We start from the raw sequence: 21,908 nt of genomic DNA, 5'->3' as shown, positions 1-21,908 counted from the left end.
CAGAATCAGGCTGCAATATTCCTTTCAGGTATTACTCTCCGCACAGCTCCGCCATTACCTCTGGAACTGTTTCAATTTTTTCAGCTCTATAAGCATTGCTTCCGCAGAAAAGCAGAGCCTCGTCCACTTTTCCTATTGCTGCATTTACTAACGCTTTTGTAATACAGTAAGGAATTGTGGCAGGATTACAATGCTCCAGACATTGATAGCACCATTCTAATTTAAACGGCGTTTTTCCCACGCCCTCTAAAAACTTATTTTTAATTGCTCTTCCAGGCATTCCCACCGGACTTTTTGTAATTACAATATCTTCCTTCTTTGCGTGAATATAAGCCTGCTTGTAAGCCATAGGGGCGTCGCATTCTTCTGTAGTAACAAACCTGGTGGCAACCTGTACTCCGTCCACCCCTAAGGTTTCAAACTGGCGCATCACGTCCTTGTGGTCGTAAATACCTCCAGCTGTAACTACAGGAATTTTTTTCTGATATTTCTGTCCAAACTCTTCTGTTACCTTTTGAATAGCCTTTACTTCCTGATCATATTGATCCTGCTTATAAGTAACCGGCACATTATCAGTGTCCGCCCCCAGCTGGTGAAGCTCTTCCGTTGAAAAACCTAAATGGCCTCCGGCTAAAGGTCCCTCTATTACTACCATATCAGGAACTCTTTTATATTTTCTGTCCCACAAGCGGCAGATCACACGCGCAGATTTGGCGGAAGAAACAATAGGAGCCAGTTTTGTTGCGCTTCCCTTTGCAAACTCCGGCAGATCTACGGGAAGTCCTGCCCCTGATATAATAATATCCGCTCCGGCCTTTACAGCTTCCTTTACATACAAAGCATAATCCCTGGTGGCAACCATAATGTTAAATCCGATTACCCCCTCAGGAGCAATTTCCCTTGCCTTTTTTAATTCTTTCCCAATGGACCTTAAATTAGCTTCCTGGGGATTCTTTACAAAATCAGGCTCTCTAAAGCCAATTTGAGCAGTAGAAATAATTCCCATTCCTCCTGCCTTTGCCACAGCGCCAGCCAGAGATGAGAGGCTGATTCCTACTCCCATGCCCCCTTGAATGATTGGTTTTTTTACTGTTAAATTGCCAATTACCAATGACTGTAATACACTCATTACATACTCCTGAATCTGTCATATCTTAGCCGGGCAATTTCCTCTCCGGCCATACAACTGTATTTTTTAATAAATTCTGTTAAACCATTGCTGATATCTTCAGCAATCACATCTATATTATGCTGAGATGCAGGTTCTTCTTCACTGATTACATGTTCAACCAGTTTCATTTCGTACAGATCCCTTGCCGTAATTTTCATAACCTTGGCAGCTTCCGGAGCTTTTTTACTGTCCTTCCACAAAATAGAAGCAAAACCTTCTGGAGACAGCACAGAATAAATAGAGTTCTCCATCATCCACACTTCATTTGCCACAGCCATTGCCAAAGCGCCGCCGCTTCCGCCTTCTCCAATTACAATAGATAAGATGGGAACCTTTAAATCAGACATTTCAAAAAGGTTTCTTGCAATAGCCTCTCCCTGTCCTCTCTCTTCTGCCTCAATGCCGCAGAAAGCCCCCGGCGTATCTATAAAGCAAATAATCGGACGTCCAAAGGTTTCCGCCTGCTTCATCAAACGAAGCGCTTTTCTATATCCTTCCGGGGACGGCATACCAAAGTTTCTCAAAATATTGTCCTTTGTATTCTTTCCCTTCTGCTGTCCAATAACAGTTACAGGCATCCCCTTAAATGTAGCGATTCCTCCTACAATAGCCCCGTCATCTTTATAATAACGATCTCCATGGAACTCTATAAAATCATCAAAAATAGCGTTAATATAATCTGTGGCTACCGGTCTGTCCCCTTTTCTGGAAAGCAGCACTGTGTCCCAGGCAGATTTTCCACTGGTTTTCTTGTCATTCCAGAAATTTTCCACATCTGCCCCTGTCTCTTCCACAGACATTTCCTTTTTCTCATGCATACTAAGAATAGAGGCCAAAGTATCCTTCATCTCTTCTCTTTCTACAATCTTATCTATAAATCCATGCTCTAAAAGGAATTCTGATCTCTGGAAACCTTCCGGCAACTTCTGTCCAATGGTCTGTTCAATGACCCTGGGGCCTGCAAATCCAATAAGAGCATTCGGCTCTGCCAGAATAATATCTCCCAGCATAGCAAAGCTGGCAGTAACGCCTCCTGTAGTAGGATCTGTAAACACACTAATAAACAGCTGTCCTGCTTCATGGTGCTTTTTCAGAGCCGCTGAAGTCTTAGCCATCTGCATCAGGGAAACTAATCCCTCCTGCATTCTGGCTCCGCCGGAACAGGCAAAAATAATCACCGGCAGCTTGGCCTTTGTAGCTTTTTCCACAGCGTTTGTAATCTTATCGCCTACAATATGTCCCATACTGCTCATAAGAAATCTGGCGTCGCAAACGCCTACCACGGCCTCGTGGCCCTTTATTTTTCCTTTTCCAATAACAATGGCTTCATTTAATCTGGTTTTTTCCTTGGCTGCCTGAACCTTTTTCTCATAACCTGGAAAATTTAAAGGATTGCTGAATTCAATTTCCTTGTCCCACTCCTCAAATGTGCCATCGTCAATAATCATTTCGATTCTCCGGTAAGCGTGTACCCGGAAATATCCGTTGCACTTAGGACAGATATAATAATTGTTTTTTACATCTTCCACATAAATAGGCTGTCCGCACTTATTACACTTTCGCCACAGTCCCTGAGGAATAGACGGTTCTTCTGATTTTACAGGTTTTTTATACTTTGTATCAATTAAAGTATATGTCTTTTTAAACATGTCTTTAAACATAAATCACTGCTCCTTTATTCCTTGCAATACTGTGGGAAATAAGTAGGGATAAAGTTTGTATCCACATCGCCCTCCTGGAAGGCTTCATTGCTGAGAATTTCAAACTCAAAGTCTACGTTTGTTTCAATTCCTTCAATAACAAGTTCGCCTAAAGCGCCTCTCATCTTTGCAATAGCCGTCTCTCTGTCCTTAGAATGACAAATCAGCTTTAACAGCATAGAATCATAGTTAGGCGGCACCTTATATCCATTGTAAATGTGGGTGTCTACACGGACTCCCTTTCCGCCTGGAAGCAGAACATTTGTAATTGTTCCAGGACTTGGCATAAAATTCTTAGATGGATTTTCAGCGTTAATTCTGCACTCAATGGCATGGCCGTGGATTACTACGTCCTCCTGAGTCACGCTTAATTTTTCTCCTGCCGCAATAAGAATCTGCTCTTTAATTAAATCCAGGCCTGTAACCATCTCTGTAACCGGGTGCTCTACCTGAATACGAGTATTCATTTCCATAAAATAGAAATTTTTATTCTTATCTAAAAGGAACTCAATGGTTCCTGCATTTTCATATCCTACTGCTTTAGCGGCCTTCACAGCAGTCTCACCCATAACTTTTCTAAGCTCCGGTGAAATGGCCACTGATGGAGACTCCTCCAAAACCTTTTGATGACGCCTCTGAATAGAACAGTCTCTCTCTCCTAAGTGAACCACATTGCCGTGCTTGTCCGCCATAATCTGAAACTCAATATGTCTTGGTCTTTCAATATATTTTTCAATATACATTGTATCGTCGGAAAAGCCTTTTATAGATTCCATCTGAGCATTCTGGAAGTTTGCCTCAAAATCTTCCTCTCCTCTGGAAATTCTCATGCCCTTTCCGCCGCCGCCTGAGGAAGCTTTAATCATAACAGGGAATCCAATGTCCTTTGCCATTTTCAGCCCCTCTTCCACAGTATATACCGGCTCCTTGCTGCCTGGCACTACAGGCACCCCGGCCTCAATCATAGTCTTTCTGGCTGCAGACTTATTTCCCATTTTATTAATAATCTCAGCAGAAGGCCCAATAAATGTAATATTGCACTTTTCACAAAGATCTGCAAACCTTGCATTTTCAGAAAGAAAGCCAAAGCCTGGATGAATGGCGTCTGCCTTCATAGCCACTGCGGCTGTAAGAATTCTCTCCATATTCAAATAACTTTGAGTGGAAGCTGCAGGTCCGATGCAGATCGCTTCATCTGCCAGAAGAGTATGAAGACATTCCTTGTCCGCCTCTGAATAAACGGCCACAGTTCTGATTCCCATTTCTCTGCAGGCTCTGATAATGCGCACTGCAATCTCTCCCCTGTTAGCAATTAAAATTTTATCAAACATACGCCTTCACCTATCCAATCATAAATGTAAGCTCTGCTGCCACAGCCACTTTTCCGTCAACAGTTGCCGTAGCCTTGCCGATGCCTACAGGTCCCTTCTGCTTAATAATTTCACATTCCAGCTTTAATTTATCTCCGGGAACCACTTTTTTCTTAAACTTCGCGCTGTTAATTGCGCCAAAATAAGCTACTTTCCCCTTATTTTCCTCCATGCTGAGAATTGCCACAGCCCCAGTCTGAGCCAAAGCTTCTACAATAAGAACTCCCGGCATCACAGGCTCCTGTGGAAAATGACCTGCGAAAAATGGCTCGTGGAAGGTAACTGCTTTATATCCTGTGGCCTTTACTCCCGGCACTACTTTCTCAATACAATCAATAAGTAAAAATGGATGTCTGTGAGGAATAATTGCCTCTATTTCTTTGATCCCTAACATAATTATCTCCTTATTCCCATAATGGCAGCCATCCCCGGACTTTTTATCCGGAGGGCTGCCCTCTTCTGTCGTTCCTATTAATGGATTCTAACGGATTCTGAACAGCGCCTGGCCATATTCCACCACGTCCTCATTGTTAACAAGAACTGCTTCTACTACGCCGTCATATTCGCTTTCAATCTCGTTCATCAGCTTCATAGCTTCAATAATTCCTAGCACCTGGCCTTTTTTCACTGTGTCGCCTTCTTTTACAAAAGGCTCTGCCCCAGGTGCAGACGCATTATAAAATGTACCTACAAGAGGAGATGTAATCACCTTGTCAGATGAAACTATCGGTTCTGCTTCAGACACGGCTGTCTTTGAAACTGCGGTTGCCGCCGAAATCTGAGAAGGGATCGCCGCAACAGGAATGCCTGCCGCCTCTGCTGTTACGTTTAAAATCTGAGGAGTCTCCTGCTGTTTCTTAATCGCAAGCTTTAAGTTTCCCTCCTCCAGCTTAAAGCTGGTTAATTCATTATCAGAAACTGCCTGGATTAATTTTAAAATATCATTGATTTCCATATCAGTAACTGCCTCCTTATTTCATATATTTTTTAACCAGCAGAGTTGCATTATGTCCGCCGAATCCAAGGGAGTTGCTGATCGCGCAGTTTACTTCTTTTTCAACTCCTTCTCCCTTTGTATAATCCAGATCGCACTCTTCGTCTAAAATCTCCAAACCTGCTGTAGCGTGTACAAATCCTTCTTCAATAGATTTTACACATGTAATAAACTCTACTCCTCCTGCTGCCCCCAGAAGGTGACCGATCATAGATTTTGTAGAATTGATTTTTACGTTATATGCATGATCTCCAAGCGCCAGCTTAATAGCCTTTGTCTCAAAAAGGTCATTGTGATGAGTACTTGTTCCGTGAGCGTTTACATAGTCAACGTCTGCAGGAGTTAAGCCTGCATCCTTAATTGCTTCTTCCATAGCTCTTGCAGCTCCGCTTCCATCCTCTGCAGGGGATGTAATATGATAAGCGTCGCAGGTAGCTCCGTATCCGCCTACTTCTGCATAAATTTTTGCGCCTCTTGCCAGGGCGTGATCTAAAGACTCCAGAACAACAACGCCTGCGCCTTCTCCCATAATAAATCCGTTTCTCTCTTTATCAAAAGGAATGGATGCTCTGGCAGCATCATCTGTTGTATTTAAAGCTGTAAGAGCTGTAAATCCAGCTACTCCAATAGGTGTGATGCTGGCCTCTGTACCGCCTGCCACCATAACGTCCGCCTCTCCGTACTGAATAGAGCGGAATGCTTCTCCAATAGAATGTGTGCCTGTTGCGCAGGCAGTAACTACGTTAATACACTTTCCCTTTAATCCAAACTGAATTGCCACATTTCCTGCAGCCATATTGCTGATCATCATAGGCACCAGCAAAGGGTTTACACGTCCAGGTCCCTTTTCCAGCAATTTTTTATATTCTCTTTCTACTGCCTGAAGGCTTCCGATTCCTGAGCCTACGCTGACTCCTACACGGTAAGGATCTTCCTTTTCCATGTCCAGTCCTGCATCTTCTAAAGCTTCTTTAGTAGCTGCCACTGCAAACTGGGAAAACTTTTCCATTCTTTTTGCAGTTTTGGGGTCCATATAATTTTTAGGATCAAATTCTTTTACTTCTGCCGCCAGCTTTGCCTTATAATCAGCTGTATCAAAATAGGTAATGGGTCCAATTCCAACTGTTTTGTTTTTCAGCCCATTCCAAAAGCTTTCTACATCATTACCAATAGGCGTGATAGCTCCCAAGCCGGTTACTACTACTCTGTTTTTCATTTTTTCTCTCCTTACATTGCCATGCCGCCGTCTACACAGATTACTTGACCTGTAATGTATGCGGCTTCTTCAGACGCTAAAAATGCTGCTGTATTTGCGATATCCTCTGGAGCTCCAAAATGCTTCATGGGAATCTGGCCTGTCACTGCCTCTTTTACTGAATCAGAAAGTACCTCTGTCATTTCTGTTGCAATAAATCCAGGGGCAATTGCGTTTACAGTAATTCCGCGGCTGGCCATTTCTCTTGCCGCTGCCTTTGTAAGGCCGATTACTCCAGCCTTAGAAGCGCTGTAATTCGCCTGTCCTGCGTTGCCCATTACTCCTGATACAGAAGAAATATTAATGATTCTTCCTGATTTTTGTTTTATCATTTGTCTGGAAAGGTGCTGCATACAGTTAAACGCACCTTTTAAGTTTGTATTAATAACTGCGTCAAAATCTGCCTCTGACATTTTCATCAGAAGACCGTCTCTTGTAATACCTGCATTATTTACTAAAATGTCAACCCTGCCGTATTTTTTTACTACTCCGCCTAAAAATTCACCGGCCATAGTAAAATCTGAAACATTACACTGAATCGCTTCTGCCTGTCCGCCCGCTTCCTGGATTTCCTTTACTACCTCCTCTGCCTTTGCCGCAGAACCGTTATAATTTACGATTACAGTAGCTCCATCCTTTGCCAGCTTCAGCGCAATAGCTCGTCCAATTCCCCGGCTTGCCCCTGTTACAACTGCTACCTTGTTATCTAACATATACTCCTCCTGATACAATACGGGACTTTACAGCCCGCTCTCCTTTAAAGCCTCTACAGACTCCAAGGAATCTATATTTATTACTTTTACGTCTTTTGCTATCTTCTTCAGGAAACCAGCCAAAGTTTTACCTGGGCCGATTTCAATAAATGTATCTACTCCGTCTTCCAGCATTGTTCTTACGCTTTGCTCCCATCTGACAGAAGAAGACACTTGTTCCTTTAAAAGAGGTTTCACCTGGGAAGTCTCTGTCACATATTGGGCGTTAACATTAGCCACATATGGGATAACCGGCGTATGTACCTCTACCTGATCTAAAACCTCTTTAAGCTTTTCACCGGCTCCTGTCAGCATACTGGAGTGGAAAGGTCCGCTTACATTCAGCATAATCGTCCGCTTTGCCCCAGCTTCCTTCAGCTTTCCACAAGCCTCTTCTACAGCTTCCTTTACACCGGAAATTACAATCTGCCCCGGACAGTTATAATTGGCGATCTGAACGCCATCAATATCTGCCAGAACCTCCTCAATTTTAGAGGCATCTAATGTAAGAACAGCTGCCATAGCTCCAACTCCCACAGGAACTGCCTCCTGCATCAGAATTCCCCTTTGCCTGACTGTAGTAATAGCGTCTGCCTGGCTCATTACGCCTGCAGCCACAAGTGCACAATATTCTCCCAGGCTAAGGCCTGCTGCCACATCAGGCTTAATTCCCGTTCTTTCTTCCAGAACCTTCATCATAGCTATACTTGTAGTAACCATAGCCGCCTGTGTATACTCTGTAATATCCAACCTGTCATTTTCTGTAAAACATAATTCCGGCATGGAAAAGCCCAGTAATTCGCTTGCCTTGTCAAACACTGCCTTTCCAGTTTCTGTCTGCTCATAGAAATCTTTTCCCATTCCGGCTTTCTGTGCTCCCTGACCCGGGAAAATAAATGCAATTTTACTCATTATCTGGCTCCTTTTAACAATGATTCAGCCTGCGCCATCATTTCTTCGATCATTTCCTTACATGTCTGCTCTTTACTAATCAGACCTGCAATCTGTCCAGCCATGACGGTACCGTTTATTACGTCACCCTCCATAACTGCCTTTCTAAGTGCGCCCAGAGTCAGGTATTCCAGCTCCTCAAAGCTTTTTCCCTCCTGCTCCAGTCTGTTATATTCTCTTGTCATCTGATTTCTCAGACAGCGAACAGGATGTCCATGAGTTCTGCCTGTTACTGCAGAATCAATATCCTTCGCTTTAATAATACGCTGCTTGTAATTGTCATGTACAATAGACTCTTTAGAAACAACAAAACGCGTTCCAATCTGTACTGCCTCAGCTCCCAGCATAAAAGCCGCCGCAATGCCTCTTCCGTCTCCAATGCCGCCGGCTGCAATAACAGGAATACTCACTGCGTCCACAACCTGAGGCACTAATGTCATAGTGGTTTCCTCACCAATATGTCCTCCGGACTCTGTTCCCTCTGCCACAACTGCGTCTGCTCCTGCTCTTTCCATCATCTTTGCAAGAGCCACGCTGGCTACAACAGGAATTACCTTAATGCCTGCTGCCTTCCACATTTCCATATACTTTGCAGGGTTTCCAGCTCCTGTAGTAACTACCTTGATGCCTTCTTCCACTACTACCTTGGCTACATCATCGGCATGAGGGCTTAACAACATAACATTTACACCAAATGTCTTGTCTGTCAGCTTTTTTGCCTTGCGGATTTCATCACGCACTACCTCTCCAGGGGCGTTAGCTCCGCCGATCAAACCCAGTCCTCCTGCCTCTGATACTGCTGCGGCCAGGTTGTGCTCTGCTACCCAGGCCATTCCGCCCTGGATAACAGGATATTCAATTCCAAGAAGCTCTGTGATTCTTGTTTTCATTATGCTTCTACACCCTTTGCCTTTAAATAATTCATAACGTCACCAACAGTTGCCAGACCTTCTAAATCTTCTGCTGGAATCTCTACTGAGTACTCATCCTCTAAAGCCATAACTAACTCAAATAAGTCTAAGGAATCTGCTCCTAAGTCCTCTTTGAAGGAAGAAGCCTCTGTAACAGAATCTGCGTCCACGCTTAACTGCTCTGCAATAATTTCTTTCATTTTCTCTAACATAATTCTTATCTCCTTTTTCATTCTAAAATATATAGCCGGCTCATACCGGTAACTATCATATCAATAATACTCACCACAGTGGGTACCTGTCAAGTCGAAACATCCAATTCCTTCCAACCTACCACTCCATTAATGTGGCACCCCAGGTAAGACCTGCTCCAAAACCTGCAATTATAATTTTGTCGCCCTTCTCAAATTTGCCTTCCCTGTTCATTTCATCTAAAATCAAAGGAATAGAGGCTCCTGATGTATTCCCGTACCTGTCAATATTCATGGGAAATCTGTCCAAAGATACATCCAGTCTTTTGGCAATAGACTCAAAAATACGGTAATTTGCCTGATGAAGAACAAAGTATTTAATTTCCTCTTTGTCCACTCCTGTTTCTTCCAGCAGCTGACGAATACATTCCGGAACCTTTTTTACTGCAAACTTAAATACTTCCTGTCCGTCCATAGTCATATATCCCACCTGGGGATGACCTTTAGTAAGAAAATTTTCTGTTGTCCTGGAAACACATTCTAAAACAGGTCCCTTTACTCCGTCAGATCCCATAATTAAATGCTTAATTCCTGTCTCGTCCGCCTTTACCACTGCAGCTCCCGCTCCGTCGCCAAAAAGCACGCAGGTTCTTCTGTCTGACCAATCCACAAGCTTACTAAGCTCATCACAGCCAATAATAAGCCCTGTCTTATAAATTCCTGATTTAAAAAAGCTGTGAACTGTATTTAGCGCAAAAATAAAGCCGGAACATGCAGCGCTTAAATCAAAGGCAACTGCGTTTTTTGCCCCTATTGCAGCTTGTACCTCACATGCGCCGCTGGGAAAGCATTTATCTGGGGAAGATGTGGCCAGCAGAATAATATCTAACTCTTCCGCCTTTACTCCCGCCATCTCTAAAGCCTGTTTTGCAGCTTCAGCGGCCATAAAGCTTGTTCCCTCTCCGCTTGAAATATGCCTCTCACTAATTCCGGTTCTTGTTCTAATCCATTCATCGCTAGTCTCCATGATCTTAGCCAGATCATCATTTGTCACCCTATTTTCAGGGGCGTAGGAGCCAGTTCCTATAATTCTTGTTGTCATTGCTCATCCCATCTATCAATTATTGATTGAAATTATTTTGATATTCAAACTAATCATAATGAATACTATTCTATTTGTCAACATGTATTTATGCTAATTGAATAATTTTTATTCTATTTGCTTATGAAATACTGATAAATTTCTCGCTTGCTGATTCCTCTGTCTTTGGCAGTCAGCTTCATGGCCTCCTTTTTATCAATGCCCTGGCGGGTATAATAATCCATATGTTCCTCCACAGTCATTGCCTCCCAGGTATGAATCTCTTCCTCCCGGATTTCCTTCCTGCTTTTTCCCTGAACAACAATTACATATTCTCCCCTTGGTCCCTCCTTTCTGTAATAATCTAATGCCTTTGAAAATGTGGTCCGGAATGCATTTTCATATTTTTTTGTCAATTCCTTGCATATGGTTACATCCCTGTCCCCTAAATTCTCCAGCAGTTCCTCCAGGGTCTTTATTAGATGGTGGGGAGCTTCATAAATAATAATAGTCCTTGTCTCCTGCTTCAGCTCCTCAAGCACCATTGCCCTTTCTTTTTTTTCAGAAGGCAAAAATGCCTCAAAAGAAAATCTTCTGGTAGAAAGGCCAGACATTGTAAGGGCTGTAATACAGGCCGCCGGTCCAGGCAAAGAGGTCACTGAAATTCCGGCCTCATAGCACTGTCTTACTAACTCCTCTCCCGGATCAGAAATTCCGGGAGTTCCCGCGTCTGTAATTAAAGCAATATCTAAGCCCTGCTCCATTTTTAATACCAGCTCTTTTGCCTTCTCCACTTTATTGTACTCATGGTAGCTGGTCATAGGAGTTTTTATTTGAAAATGATTCAGCAGTTTAATACTGTGTCTCGTATCCTCCGCTGCAATCAAATCTACCTGCTTTAAGGTGTTTAAAACACGAAATGTAATATCTTCCAAATTTCCAATAGGCGTTGCACACAAATATAATTTTCCTGCCATATGTATTAACGTTCCTTTCAAGATTTTAGTATCCATAAATACTGTATATTTCCTCTGTGTAAACGCCTGGCTCTTTATAAACAATAATAGGAGCTTCCACTTTTATCATAGACCGCCCTCCTCTTACTGCTTCTATTAAAACCATATTTGCCTCTCGGTCTATATAAGGGTGAACCAGTTTCATTCTTTTAGGCTCCAGCTTATATGATGTAAGAGTATTAATAATTTCTATCAGCCTGTGAGGCCTGTGAACCATATAAAATCTTCCTCCCGGCCGCAAAACCCTGGCCGCCTCCCTTATTACATCATCTAATGTACATAAAACCTCATGGCGGGCAATGGCCTTAGGAAGATCAGGATTTTTCAGACCATGAGAATCATTCATATAAGGGGGATTTGAAGTTACTACATCAAAGGAAGCCGCTCCGAATATACGGCTGGCTTCCTTAATATCTCCTGTTACTATTGTAATGTCATTTTCCAGATGATTTATGGCCACGCTTCTTCTTGCCATTTCAGCCATTTCCTCCTGTATTTCCAAAGCAGAAAAATGGCTTCCCTTAGTCTTAGCCTTTAAAAGAATAGGAATAATGCCTGTGCCTGTCCCTAGGTCCAAAGCCTTCTCCCCCTCTTTTACAGCTGCAAAACCAGACAGCAGCACTGCGTCCATGCCAAAACAAAAGCCGTCTATTTTTTGAATGATTTTAAATCCGTTGCGCTGCAGATCATCTACCCGCTCATTACTTTTTAAATCAATTATCATCTAGCTTGGACTTTCCTTCCCTTTTTTCCAGAGCCTCCAAAGCCTTCAGCTCCTCGCTGTTTACTACAACCTTTTCTTTTTTCCTTCTGGCCTTAAACTTCAGCTGATCTACATGGTACTCCCGAATTTCTTTCTCGTCCTTTTCAACAGTTACCACTACCTTTACAATCTGTCTCAGCACGCTGACGCTTTGAACCTCGCCTTTTAAACCGTCGTTGGTAGTTACATAATCTCCTACATTAGGAAGCTTGCTGTTTAAATATTCATAAGTTTCCTCCTCATTTTTTAAACAGCACATCAGCCTTCCGCAGACTCCTGAAATCTTCGTAGGATTCAAAGAAAGATTCTGTTCCTTTGCCATTTTAATAGACACAGGAATAAACTCTGACAAATAAGAATGACAACACAGGCTGCGGCCGCAGATTCCAATGCCTCCCACGATTTTTGTCTCATCTCTCACTCCAACCTGGCGCAGCTCAATTCTGGTTTTAAACACAGCTGCCAGATCCTTAACCAGCTCTCTGAAGTCTACTCTTCCGTCGGCAGTAAAGTAAAACAATACTTTGTTATTATCAAATGTATACTCTGCATCTATCAACTTCATCTGAAGGCCGTGTTTTGCAATCTTTTCCTGGCAAATTTTAAAGGCCTCTTTTTCTTTTTTCTTGTTATTATTTTCTACATTTTCATCCTCAGCAGTAGCCATTCTGATAACGGATTTTAAAGGCTGTATTACCTTTGACTCCTCCACCTGACGGCATCCCAGGACAACTATGCCGAATTCTATTCCTCTGGCCGTTTCCACAATTACATGATCACCAGCATTAATATCCATGCCTGCAGGATCAAAATAATAAATTTTTCCTGCATTGCGGAACCTGACACCAATTACCTTTACCATGATTAATTCTCCTTCATTGTTAATAACATAAGCTCCAGCACAAGATCCTTATTTACATTTGCTTCCAGTCTTGTCCGGGCCTTATCTATAGATTCCAGAATTTTCTCCAAACCGTCGTATCCGCTGACTCTGCTGATTTCATTAATGGCGTTAAACTCTCTGCCGAATATTAAAAGGTTCATATCTCTTGTTACCTTATACATCAGCACATCCCTGTACCACATCTGCATAAAATCAAGACATTGATCAATGTCCAGGCTTTCATCCAGCAGCTTTTTAATCATATCCAGCAACTCTGAAATATCCATATTTTTCAGATTTACCAGCAAACTTAACAACTTGTCATACATAATTTGAAACTCTTCTGAGGAAGCCAGCCAAATAGCTTTTCCCAAGTTTCCTCTGGCAAATGCCTTATATATATCAGCCTTTTCCTCAGGAATATCCATTTTATCCATTAAATAAGCTTTAATTATATCATCCTTTAAAGGCTTTAATTTCAGCTGAACGCATCTGGACAAAATAGTTGGCAGCAATATATCCTGATTTTCTGTCAGCAGCAAAATTACTGCATAAGCAGGCGGTTCCTCAATAGTCTTTAAAAGAGCATTTTGAGCCTGAACTGTCATTATTTCCGCCTGGTCCACAATATAAATTTTATAAGGGCTGCTGTAGGGACGAATCTGAATGGTATCCTGAATTTGTTTTCTAATGTCGTCCACTCCAATGCTGCCTGGCTTTTCATGGCCTACATAAATAAGATCCGGATGACTGCCGCTTAAAACCTGTTTACAGCTGTGGCATTCCAGACAAGGCTCTTCTCCTTTTTTTTCGCACAACAGCGTAAGAGCAAAGGCGTTGGCAATCATTTTTTTGCCTGTCCCCTTTTCCCCTGACAAAATATACGCATGGGACACCTTCCCAGAATTTACTGCATTCAGCAAATGCTCCTTAATTCCCTCGTGTCCTAATATATCTTGAAATCCTGGCATAACCATCCCTCCTTAAATCCATAAAATAAGTATATCACAATAACAGATGCCTGTATACAATCAATCCTGACCAATACTATAGGAATTTATAACATTTGAAATCTGATTAATACAATCTTCTAAATCACTGTTATCATATTTTTCGCTGATCCCGCAGCGCCTTAAATTTTCTTCTTTAAAATCTTCTTCATCTGCTAAAAACCGCCTGCACATTTCAGCATACTGAGGAGATTTTTGCTGTTTTTCTCTAAACAGCGCCCGTTCCAGTCTTATTCCGTCGTCAATATATAAATAAAGAGGGACTATATTTTTTTTTCCAAAATAAAGCTTCATTTTTTCATAAGACTCTAATGTTCCTATCATTAGACAATCTTGTTTTTCCAGATTAAACTGTCCGTCATCTGCAGTAAAATATGTCCAGGGTCCGCACATAGTTTCATATGTTCTGAATTCAATTACTTTATTCTTATTTTTCCACATGAGAAATTCTTTTTCTGAGACAAAATGGTATTCTACCCCTGCTGTTTCCCCGTCTCTAATAGGGCGGGTAGTATACAGCACGATTGTTCCCATTTCCGGAAATTCCTTTAGCAGCCTTTTATAAACTGTATCTTTTCCAGAAGCGCTTTTTCCCATTATATAATATATTTTTCTCATTTTTATTTTCCTGTCTTTATTACCTGAATATTTTTACCGCTGATATCCCTTAACCCCTGTACTGGAAGTCCCATTTCTTCATATTCTAAAATAGTGTGTACAAGAGAAGGCAAAAGCATCTCTCCCGGTGCCAGAATAGGGATTCCCGGGGGATAAATATATACAAATTCTCCAGAAATTCTTCCCACGCTGTTTTCAACAGGAATACTTTCCTTTTCCCCTGCAATGCCCTCAAAAATAGTCATCTCCACCTCTGGCTTAGAAGTAACCTTCATAGACCATTCTAAGCTGGTATCTGCATTTTTTTTACCTTCCTGCAGGCCAACTTCCCCGTCAATTTCATATAAAGCCTTAATAAGGCGTTCAAATCCTTCTTCTGAATCGCCGATGGTTATAATTGCTACAACATAATCAGCTCCGCACATCTCCATTTCCAGGTGATACTTTTCTCTTAAAATTCTGTCCAGATCAGCTCCTGTAATCTTTGTATTTTTAGTTACGATTACCAATTTTGACAAGTCTATGTCATTTACTCCGTAATTTCCTTCCAATTCTTCTCCGGCTATAGCCAAATTCTTCAGATCCCCCAGCTTTTTTCTCACCTGGCTGATGCGGTCTGACAACTCGTCCATTTTCTCCCGGCCTTCACCATTCATATAGTAAATACAATTTTCAATTCCAGCCATAAAAATATAGGAGGGACTGCTGCTCTGATAAATTCTTAAATATCTTTCAATTTCCTCTTCCTTTACATATCCTTTTTTTGTATGAAGGACCGCTGTCTGAGTAAAACAGGGAAGAGTTTTGTGTATACTTTGTATAACAATATCTGCCCCTAAATCTAAAGCAGATACTGGAAAATTCTTTCCAAAGGTAAAATGAGCGCCATGAGCCTCATCTACAATTAACGGAATATTTTGTCTGTGCACAATTTCAGCAATTCTTTTAATATCTGACACAATTCCCTCGTAAGTAGGAGACACAATCAGCACTGCCTGGATCTCTGAATCCTCCTGTAAAATTTCCTCCACATCCTCAGGCAAAATCCCCCCCTGAATCCCCAATTCCTCAACCACCTGGGGATAAACGTATCTTACCTCCAAATGATTTAAAAATACTGCATTATAAGCAGACTTATGGCAATTTCTAGCCATAAGAATCTTTCCCCCAAAGGAGGTAGAACCGCATATTGCTGTCAGCAGCCCGCAGCTGCTTCCATTTACTAAATAATATGTTTTATCTGCTCCATAAACAGAAGCCGCCCAGCTCATAGATTCTTTTAAAATTCCATCCGGCTGGTGAAGATTGTCAAATCCCCCGATTTCTGTTATATCAATCTGAAATGGGTCAGTATATTCTTGTCCCATGAAACAATTTCTTTTGTGCCCCGGCATATGGAAAGGGTAGAAATCTCCCTGGCTGTATAATTTTAATCTGTCTAATAACCGTTCCTCTCTTTTCATTAGTACCTCACTCTCCGCCGTTTATTGTATCATAGCGAAAATATTTCAGTCAAACAATGTAGCAATATTTCATAAAATCTTTATCTTTTACAAAACCCATATTATAATACTCTAAAGGAGGTGCAACCCATGAGAACTATAGAATTTAAAATGGAGCGTCCCGGCCTTGTTGCTGCCGGCGACACAGTTCATATTATAGAACGTGAGGGAACCAGCAGCTACAGCTACATTATTGACCCAGCTGTAGCAATGTCCGGCTGTTTTGCCGCCAGAGACAGAATTAAATCCCAAACTGGCATTGTAAAAGAAATCATGGAAAATTCCAGAGGATTTTATGTTATTGTAGAATTTGATGAATAATTTTTATTTGCTTTATCCACCTATTCATGTAAAATTACTGGCTTTGTCCACAAAATATCTACTGTATCCCTTCCTTGTGCCCAATCGCATCCGTGCCAGTAACAGTAAATTTCATTTCCTTTTGTTCCTATAAACTCCATCATATCATTACCGTTTGTCTCCTTTCTCTGAGAGCTGTCTGCAATCAGAGATAAGGAGGACGAATTGGACTGTAAATCCAGGCTGCATATTTGGCTGTAGCTGTGATAATAGCTGTCAGGCATATACTCACCATAAATTTTGTTCTTATTTTCTGAATAATACATTTCTGACAAGTTTCCCTGAAAGGTATCAACAACAATTTGCTTATCGCTTCCGTCCTGCTTTTGCCTGTATATTTTGCTGAATCTTTTATTATTTTCATTTCTATCAACATAAACACTATAATATATCCAGTCCTTTACTATGCAGAAGCTGTCTATCCAAATCCCTTCTTTGGCAAATATGCCAGTCATACTGTCAGCCTGCCAGCATAATTCATTTTGACCGTCCCCATCCTGGTCATCTAAATAATAAGCAATTCCGTTTAAGGTATTCTTCTTACTGCTTATATGCTTAATCCGTCCCTTTTCTACTAAATATGCCATATCTCCCAGCTCCACAATACCATCCTGCTTATCTACCACATTTCCCAGCTGATTTACTAAATAAAATCCGTCCTCCTTCATAGCTATATCATATGAAAAATGAACAGGTTCATAAGTCTGTGAGACAAGCTCTATTTCTATCATCCCATCCTTAACATAGTAAACCTTATCTTCCATTATAAAATAGTCTTTCACACCTTCAGCCACAATTTCATACTCTTCCGGATTTTTCTGTTCATCTACGCGAAACAAAACCTCCTTAAAACCTTCTACCTCATGTGCCGGCTGAAAAAGATAGTATGTCCACTGACCTGCCTGCTGCTTTTCTTCATGGAATTTTTCTCTGACAATTTTTGAAGATACAATTTTATCATTTTCATCTAACACAAAAAGCTGATCTGCTAATTGTATAGACAAGGTTTCTTTTTCCTCAGCAATATTTTCCTGTAAGCTTCCTCCACTAGTCTCCTCAGAACTATATTTTTCCTGTTCAGTTACAATACTGACAGCTTCCCTGGCATCTGTCTGAGATCTGAGAAAAATCTTATGAATTTCTAAAAATCCGCCTATTCCAATTCCTATAAGACAAACCATGCTGATTACAAAGGGAAACACTGAAAATCTCTTTTTGCCGCTTTTTTCTTCCTTTTTTCCCTCTTCTGACTCAGAACTTTCCTGTTCCAGCAGCCCCAGCCGCTCCTCTATTTGAATTAAAATTGTAGTGGCTTTTTCTTCTCTCAGCTTAATATCAGTTTCTATTTCTTCGTCTAAAGGCCTGTTTCCCCCAATTTCATAAAATAGTTCTTCCATCCATCTATAAATTGTTTCGTCTTCCGGGGCCTCTTTTATCTTCTCATATACATTAATATATAGCTTTTCTAAATATTCTTCAGCCTCTTGTTTTTGATTAGACGACAATAAAACCTTCTGATATAGCTTTTGATATGTAAGAATGTATAAATTCTCAAATCCCTCTACATTTCCCTCTTTTGCACTTTTGACTGCCTGACTCAGCATCTCCATTTCTTTCATTTCATCCATGCCGTTTCCTCCAATCCACAGTCACTGCCAAAAAATATGTATAAAACCAGTATAATTACTCATATAAAACTAGCTTTATATTATCAAAAAAACTATATATATGCAAATAAAAAAACAGCCCTTTCTGCTTTCAGAAAGAACTGTGTATTAACATGAGACATCGGGGATTCGAACCCCGGACAACTTGATTAAAAGTCAAGTGCTCTACNAGTCAGGTATTATCAAAAAAACTATATATATGCAAATAAAAAAACAGCCCTTTCTGCTTTCAGAAAGAACTGTGTATTAACATGAGACATCGGGGATTCGAACCCCGGACAACTTGATTAAAAGTCAAGTGCTCTACCGACTGAGCTAATATCCCATACAGCTATTAAACTGTAATGCCCAAAGCCGGAATCGAACCAGCGACACGAGGATTTTCAGTCCTCTGCTCTACCAACTGAGCTATCTGGGCATAGATCACAAAGACCTAAAATTGCGGGGGCAGGATTTGAACCTACGACCTTCGGGTTATGAGCCCGACGAGCTTCCAGACTGCTCCACCCCGCGATATTATTTAATTATTATATACAATAAAAACCAAATTTTCAAGTCTTTATTGTGAGTGGGGGAAAGTGGATTCGAACCACTGAAAGCACAGCTAACAGATTTACAGTCTGCCCCCTTTGGCCACTCGGGAATTCCCCCATATATTAAATTATACCTAATTATAAAAGAAATATTCTTTTATAATAAATATAAGCCGATGATCGGACTCGAACCGATAACCTGCTGATTACAAATCAGCTGCTCTGCCAATTGAGCCACATCGGCAAGTTCTGTCATCATCATGTGATAACATGACTAATGGGACCTACAGGGCTCGAACCTGTGACCCTCTGCTTGTAAGGCAGATGCTCTCCCAGCTGAGCTAAGATCCCACATGAACTATATCTAGCTGTAATTAAACGACCCGGATGGGACTCGAACCCACGACCTCCGCCGTGACAGGGCGGCGCTCTAACCAACTGAGCCACCGGGCCAACTAAAAGGGAATACATACCCTCAAAACCACATATTGATTACTTCATCCGCTTCTACCTTAACCTTCTGGTTAAGCCCTCGACCTATTAGTAACGGTCAGCTACATACATTACTGTACTTCCACCTCCGCCCTATCTACCTCGTCGTCTTCAAGGGGTCTTACTCTTGCGATGGGATATCTCATCTTGAGGGGGGCTTCACGCTTAGATGCCTTCAGCGTTTATCCCGTCCCGGCTTGGCTACTCTGCCATAGGCCTGATACCTAACAGATCCACCAGCGGCCAGTCCATCCCGGTCCTCTCGTACTAAGGACAGCTCCTCTCAAATATCCTACGCCCGCGCCGGATAGGGACCGAACTGTCTCACGACGTTCTGAACCCAGCTCGCGTACCGCTTTAATGGGCGAACAGCCCAACCCTTGGGACCTACTTCAGCCCCAGGATGCGATGAGCCGACATCGAGGTGCCAAACCACTCCGTCGATGTGAACTCTTGGGAGTGATAAGCCTGTTATCCCCAGGGTAGCTTTTATCCGTTGAGCGATGGCAATCCCACTTTATACCACCGGATCACTAAGTCCTACTTTCGTACCTGCTCGAGCCGTCACTCTCGCAGTCAAGCTCCCTTATGCCTTTGCACTCTTTGGATGGTTTCCAACCATCCTGAGGGAACCTTTGAGCGCCTCCGATACCCTTTCGGAGGCGACCGCCCCAGTCAAACTCCCCACCTGACATTGTCCCACCACCGGCTTACGGTGGCTGGTTAGAAACCCAATAACGCAAGGGTGGTATCCCAACAGCGGCTCCAGAAAGACTGGCGTCCTTCTCTCTTTGCCTCCCACCTATCCTGTACATGCATTACCGAATCCCAGTATCAAGCTGGAGTAAAGCTCCATGGGGTCTTTCCGTCCTGGCGCAGGTAACCAGCATCTTCACTGGTATTTCAATTTCACCGGGGGCATTGTCGAGACAGCGCTCAAATCATTACGCCTTTCGTGCGGGTCGGAACTTACCCGACAAGGAATTTCGCTACCTTAGGACCGTTATAGTTACGGCCGCCGTTTACTGGGGCTTAGATTCAAAGCTTTGGTTTCCCTAACCTCTCCTCGTAACCTTCCAGCACCGGGCAGGCGTCAGCCCATATACTTCACCTTTCGGTTTTGCATAGACCTGTGTTTTTGCTAAACAGTTGCTTGAGCCTATTCTCTGCGGCCACTTCTCAGTGGCACCCTTTCTCCCGAAGTTACAGGGTCATTTTGCCGAGTTCCTTAACAATGCTTCTCCCGCCGGCCTTAGGATTCTCTCCTCATCCACCTGTGTCGGTTTACGGTACGGGTACAATATATGCTATAGCGGCTTTTCTTGGCAGCTGGAATCACATACTTCACTACTCTTGTTCGCTACGCGTCACGTATTCGGATTGTATGGCGGATTTGCCTTCCATACTCCTACCTCGCTTGCCCCGGTCTTCTCATTCCCGGGTTATCTTATCCTTCTGCGTCCCCACAGTTCTGATATATTGCAGTACAGGAATCTCTACCTGTTGTCCATCGACTACGTCTTTCGACCTCGCCTTAGGCCCCGACTTACCCAGAGCAGATCAGCTTTACTCTGGAAACCTTAGATATTCGGCCTGGAGGATTCTCACCTCCATCTCGCTACTCATTCCGGCATTCTCTCTTCTTATACGTCCACAGCTCCTTTCGGTACTGCTTCTCCCATATAAGAATGCTCCTCTACCAATGTACCTTAGTACATTCCTAAGCTTCGGTGGTGTGTTTCAGCCCCGGACATTTTCGGCGCAGGACCTCTCGACTAGTGAGCTATTACGCACTCTTTGAATGTGTGGCTGCTTCTGAGCCAACATCCTAGTTGTCTTTGAAATCCCACATCCTTTTCCACTTAACACACACTTGGGGACCTTAGCTGTAGGTCTGGGCTCTTTCCCTTTTGACTACCCAACTTATCTCGTGCAGTCTGACTCCCGTACATCATCTTCTCGGCATTCGGAGTTTGATATCTCTTGGTAAGCTTTGACGCCCCCTTAAGAATTCAGTGCTCTACCTCCGATAGACTAATACGAGGCTAGCCCTAAAGCTATTTCGAGGAGAACCAGCTATCTCCGGGTTCGATTGGAATTTCTCCCCTATCCACACCTCATCGCCACCCTTTTCAACGGATGTGCGTTCGGTCCTCCATCTCCTTTTACGGAGACTTCAACCTGGACATGGATAGGTCACCCGGTTTCGGGTCTATTCTCACTGACTCTTCGCCCTTTTAAGACTTGGTTTCCCTTCGGCTCCGCACCTTCAGTGCTTAACCTTGCCAGTAAAAATAACTCGCCGGACCGTTCTACAAAAAGTACGCGGTCGCACTTTAACGTGCTTCCACAGCTTGTAAACACAGGGTTTCAGGTTCTCTTTCACTCCCCTCCCGGGGTCCTTTTCACCTTTCCTTCACAGTACTATGCGCTATCGGTCACTAAGGAGTATTTAGCCTTGGGGGGTGGTCCCCCCGACTTCCTGCAAGGTTCCACGTGTCTCGCAGTACTTTGGATCCCGCTCGCTGCCTATCATTTTCACGTACGGGGCTTTCACCCTCTCTGGCTGGCCTTCCCAGGCCATTCTGTTAATGAATTGGCTCACTTATTGCGGTCCTTAACCCGGCCATGCTCGCACGGCCGTTTAGGCTCCTTCCATTTCGCTCGCCGCTACTTTGGAAATCGAGT

Annotated in this window: 19 protein-coding genes, 7 tRNA genes and 1 rRNA gene (1 of these 27 cut by a window edge); 1 reads left to right on the top strand and 26 read right to left on the bottom strand. The window is 42.7% G+C overall.

The features are described from left to right. Window positions 1-31: 31 nt before the first annotated feature. The 17 genes from C1A07_RS08870 to C1A07_RS08790 form a co-directional block, all read right to left on the bottom strand. Window positions 32-1,129, bottom strand: a complete 1,098-nt coding sequence (locus C1A07_RS08870) for an NAD(P)H-dependent flavin oxidoreductase (protein ID WP_101876787.1) — start codon at window positions 1,127-1,129, stop codon at window positions 32-34. Further along, window positions 1,129-2,832 carry an acetyl-CoA carboxylase carboxyltransferase subunit alpha gene (locus C1A07_RS08865; protein WP_101876786.1) on the bottom strand — a complete coding sequence of 568 codons (1,704 nt, stop codon included), beginning with the start codon at window positions 2,830-2,832 and terminating at the stop codon, window positions 1,129-1,131. Before C1A07_RS08865 ends, C1A07_RS08870 begins: the two co-directional genes overlap by 1 nt. 14 nt (window positions 2,833-2,846) lie before the next feature. Beyond that, on the bottom strand, window positions 2,847-4,202 hold the full coding sequence (locus C1A07_RS08860; RefSeq protein ID WP_101876785.1) for an acetyl-CoA carboxylase biotin carboxylase subunit: 1,356 nt from the start codon (window positions 4,200-4,202) through the stop codon (window positions 2,847-2,849). A 10-nt stretch (window positions 4,203-4,212) separates the two neighbouring features. Beyond that, on the bottom strand, window positions 4,213-4,635 hold the full coding sequence (gene fabZ, locus C1A07_RS08855; protein WP_101876784.1) for a 3-hydroxyacyl-ACP dehydratase FabZ: 423 nt from the start codon (window positions 4,633-4,635) through the stop codon (window positions 4,213-4,215). A gap of 87 nt (window positions 4,636-4,722) precedes the next feature. Continuing rightward, complete coding sequence (gene accB, locus C1A07_RS08850; RefSeq protein WP_101876783.1) at window positions 4,723-5,196, bottom strand: acetyl-CoA carboxylase biotin carboxyl carrier protein; 474 nt, start codon at window positions 5,194-5,196, stop codon at window positions 4,723-4,725. A 16-nt stretch (window positions 5,197-5,212) separates the two neighbouring features. Then, entirely contained in the window at window positions 5,213-6,451 is a 1,239-nt protein-coding gene (gene fabF, locus C1A07_RS08845; RefSeq protein WP_101876782.1) for a beta-ketoacyl-ACP synthase II, read from the bottom strand. A gap of 11 nt (window positions 6,452-6,462) precedes the next feature. Further along, window positions 6,463-7,203, bottom strand: coding sequence for a 3-oxoacyl-[acyl-carrier-protein] reductase (fabG, locus tag C1A07_RS08840; protein WP_101876781.1), 741 nt, complete (start codon window positions 7,201-7,203; stop codon window positions 6,463-6,465). A 27-nt stretch (window positions 7,204-7,230) separates the two neighbouring features. Further along, a complete protein-coding gene (gene fabD, locus C1A07_RS08835) occupies window positions 7,231-8,154 on the bottom strand; it encodes an ACP S-malonyltransferase (RefSeq protein WP_101876780.1) in 924 nt (307 codons plus the stop codon). Next, entirely contained in the window at window positions 8,154-9,083 is a 930-nt protein-coding gene (gene fabK, locus C1A07_RS08830; RefSeq protein WP_101876779.1) for an enoyl-[acyl-carrier-protein] reductase FabK, read from the bottom strand. The genes fabD and fabK overlap by 1 nt, the downstream gene beginning before the upstream one ends. Next, window positions 9,083-9,316 carry an acyl carrier protein gene (acpP, locus tag C1A07_RS08825; RefSeq protein ID WP_101876778.1) on the bottom strand — a complete coding sequence of 78 codons (234 nt, stop codon included), beginning with the start codon at window positions 9,314-9,316 and terminating at the stop codon, window positions 9,083-9,085. Before acpP ends, fabK begins: the two co-directional genes overlap by 1 nt. Before the next feature lie 118 nt (window positions 9,317-9,434). Continuing rightward, the gene (locus tag C1A07_RS08820) at window positions 9,435-10,397 is read right to left on the bottom strand and encodes a beta-ketoacyl-ACP synthase III (protein WP_101876777.1); all 963 of its coding nucleotides are present in this window, start codon (window positions 10,395-10,397) and stop codon (window positions 9,435-9,437) included. Between the two features lie 113 nt (window positions 10,398-10,510). Continuing rightward, the gene (gene rsmI, locus C1A07_RS08815) at window positions 10,511-11,353 is read right to left on the bottom strand and encodes a 16S rRNA (cytidine(1402)-2'-O)-methyltransferase (RefSeq protein ID WP_101878097.1); all 843 of its coding nucleotides are present in this window, start codon (window positions 11,351-11,353) and stop codon (window positions 10,511-10,513) included. 25 nt (window positions 11,354-11,378) lie between these two features. Then, window positions 11,379-12,116 carry a tRNA1(Val) (adenine(37)-N6)-methyltransferase gene (locus C1A07_RS08810; RefSeq protein WP_101876776.1) on the bottom strand — a complete coding sequence of 246 codons (738 nt, stop codon included), beginning with the start codon at window positions 12,114-12,116 and terminating at the stop codon, window positions 11,379-11,381. Further along, a complete protein-coding gene (locus C1A07_RS08805; protein ID WP_101876775.1) occupies window positions 12,106-13,017 on the bottom strand; it encodes a PSP1 domain-containing protein in 912 nt (303 codons plus the stop codon). The genes C1A07_RS08810 and C1A07_RS08805 overlap by 11 nt, the downstream gene beginning before the upstream one ends. A gap of 2 nt (window positions 13,018-13,019) precedes the next feature. Further along, window positions 13,020-14,009, bottom strand: a complete 990-nt coding sequence (gene holB / locus C1A07_RS08800; protein ID WP_101876774.1) for a DNA polymerase III subunit delta' — start codon at window positions 14,007-14,009, stop codon at window positions 13,020-13,022. 60 nt (window positions 14,010-14,069) lie between these two features. Next, window positions 14,070-14,666 carry a nucleoside/nucleotide kinase family protein gene (locus tag C1A07_RS08795; RefSeq protein WP_101876773.1) on the bottom strand — a complete coding sequence of 199 codons (597 nt, stop codon included), beginning with the start codon at window positions 14,664-14,666 and terminating at the stop codon, window positions 14,070-14,072. 2 nt (window positions 14,667-14,668) lie between these two features. Continuing rightward, the gene (locus C1A07_RS08790) at window positions 14,669-16,129 is read right to left on the bottom strand and encodes an aminotransferase class I/II-fold pyridoxal phosphate-dependent enzyme (protein ID WP_101876772.1); all 1,461 of its coding nucleotides are present in this window, start codon (window positions 16,127-16,129) and stop codon (window positions 14,669-14,671) included. Between the two features lie 129 nt (window positions 16,130-16,258). Between C1A07_RS08790 and C1A07_RS08785 the strand changes: the two genes are divergently transcribed. Continuing rightward, the gene (locus C1A07_RS08785) at window positions 16,259-16,489 is read left to right on the top strand and encodes a hypothetical protein (protein ID WP_101876771.1); all 231 of its coding nucleotides are present in this window, start codon (window positions 16,259-16,261) and stop codon (window positions 16,487-16,489) included. A 20-nt stretch (window positions 16,490-16,509) separates the two neighbouring features. Here C1A07_RS08785 and C1A07_RS08780 read toward each other — a convergent pair whose 3' ends face one another. From C1A07_RS08780 to C1A07_RS08740, 9 genes are all read right to left on the bottom strand, one after another. Then, window positions 16,510-18,156, bottom strand: a complete 1,647-nt coding sequence (locus tag C1A07_RS08780; RefSeq protein ID WP_101876770.1) for a hypothetical protein — start codon at window positions 18,154-18,156, stop codon at window positions 16,510-16,512. A 291-nt stretch (window positions 18,157-18,447) separates the two neighbouring features. Beyond that, window positions 18,448-18,520, bottom strand: a tRNA-Lys gene (locus tag C1A07_RS08775). A 20-nt stretch (window positions 18,521-18,540) separates the two neighbouring features. Continuing rightward, window positions 18,541-18,613: transfer RNA gene (locus C1A07_RS08770), tRNA-Phe, on the bottom strand. Between the two features lie 21 nt (window positions 18,614-18,634). Beyond that, window positions 18,635-18,708 (bottom strand) — tRNA-Met (locus C1A07_RS08765). Window positions 18,709-18,764: 56 nt separating this feature from the next. Next, window positions 18,765-18,846 (bottom strand) — tRNA-Tyr (locus tag C1A07_RS08760). 53 nt (window positions 18,847-18,899) lie between these two features. Continuing rightward, window positions 18,900-18,972, bottom strand: a tRNA-Thr gene (locus C1A07_RS08755). Window positions 18,973-19,006: 34 nt separating this feature from the next. After that, window positions 19,007-19,079, bottom strand: a tRNA-Val gene (locus C1A07_RS08750). Between the two features lie 28 nt (window positions 19,080-19,107). Then, window positions 19,108-19,181 (bottom strand) — tRNA-Asp (locus C1A07_RS08745). A gap of 67 nt (window positions 19,182-19,248) precedes the next feature. Continuing rightward, a 23S ribosomal RNA gene (locus C1A07_RS08740) occupies window positions 19,249-21,908 on the bottom strand (it continues 227 nt past the right edge of the window).

This window comes from Lachnoclostridium edouardi (assembly GCF_900240245.1).
Classification (GTDB): Bacteria; Bacillota; Clostridia; order Lachnospirales; family Lachnospiraceae; genus Lachnoclostridium_A; species Lachnoclostridium_A edouardi.
This window is presented reverse-complemented; position numbering and strand designations above follow the sequence as displayed.

What these genes read in the sequence shown, in the direction of transcription:
- C1A07_RS08870 (WP_101876787.1), bottom strand. Translation starts at nt 1,129, where the DNA reads ATGAGTGTATTACAGTCATTGGTAATTGGCAATTTAACAGTAAAAAAA.
- C1A07_RS08865 (WP_101876786.1), bottom strand. Translation starts at nt 2,832, where the DNA reads ATGTTTAAAGACATGTTTAAAAAGACATATACTTTAATTGATACAAAG.
- C1A07_RS08860 (WP_101876785.1), bottom strand. Translation starts at nt 4,202, where the DNA reads ATGTTTGATAAAATTTTAATTGCTAACAGGGGAGAGATTGCAGTGCGC.
- fabZ (WP_101876784.1), bottom strand. Translation starts at nt 4,635, where the DNA reads ATGTTAGGGATCAAAGAAATAGAGGCAATTATTCCTCACAGACATCCA.
- accB (WP_101876783.1), bottom strand. Translation starts at nt 5,196, where the DNA reads ATGGAAATCAATGATATTTTAAAATTAATCCAGGCAGTTTCTGATAAT.
- fabF (WP_101876782.1), bottom strand. Translation starts at nt 6,451, where the DNA reads ATGAAAAACAGAGTAGTAGTAACCGGCTTGGGAGCTATCACGCCTATT.
- fabG (WP_101876781.1), bottom strand. Translation starts at nt 7,203, where the DNA reads ATGTTAGATAACAAGGTAGCAGTTGTAACAGGGGCAAGCCGGGGAATT.
- fabD (WP_101876780.1), bottom strand. Translation starts at nt 8,154, where the DNA reads ATGAGTAAAATTGCATTTATTTTCCCGGGTCAGGGAGCACAGAAAGCC.
- fabK (WP_101876779.1), bottom strand. Translation starts at nt 9,083, where the DNA reads ATGAAAACAAGAATCACAGAGCTTCTTGGAATTGAATATCCTGTTATC.
- acpP (WP_101876778.1), bottom strand. Translation starts at nt 9,316, where the DNA reads ATGTTAGAGAAAATGAAAGAAATTATTGCAGAGCAGTTAAGCGTGGAC.
- C1A07_RS08820 (WP_101876777.1), bottom strand. Translation starts at nt 10,397, where the DNA reads ATGACAACAAGAATTATAGGAACTGGCTCCTACGCCCCTGAAAATAGG.
- rsmI (WP_101878097.1), bottom strand. Translation starts at nt 11,353, where the DNA reads ATGGCAGGAAAATTATATTTGTGTGCAACGCCTATTGGAAATTTGGAA.
- C1A07_RS08810 (WP_101876776.1), bottom strand. Translation starts at nt 12,116, where the DNA reads ATGATAATTGATTTAAAAAGTAATGAGCGGGTAGATGATCTGCAGCGC.
- C1A07_RS08805 (WP_101876775.1), bottom strand. Translation starts at nt 13,017, where the DNA reads ATGGTAAAGGTAATTGGTGTCAGGTTCCGCAATGCAGGAAAAATTTAT.
- holB (WP_101876774.1), bottom strand. Translation starts at nt 14,009, where the DNA reads ATGCCAGGATTTCAAGATATATTAGGACACGAGGGAATTAAGGAGCAT.
- C1A07_RS08795 (WP_101876773.1), bottom strand. Translation starts at nt 14,666, where the DNA reads ATGAGAAAAATATATTATATAATGGGAAAAAGCGCTTCTGGAAAAGAT.
- C1A07_RS08790 (WP_101876772.1), bottom strand. Translation starts at nt 16,129, where the DNA reads ATGAAAAGAGAGGAACGGTTATTAGACAGATTAAAATTATACAGCCAG.
- C1A07_RS08785 (WP_101876771.1), top strand. Translation starts at nt 16,259, where the DNA reads ATGAGAACTATAGAATTTAAAATGGAGCGTCCCGGCCTTGTTGCTGCC.
- C1A07_RS08780 (WP_101876770.1), bottom strand. Translation starts at nt 18,156, where the DNA reads ATGGATGAAATGAAAGAAATGGAGATGCTGAGTCAGGCAGTCAAAAGT.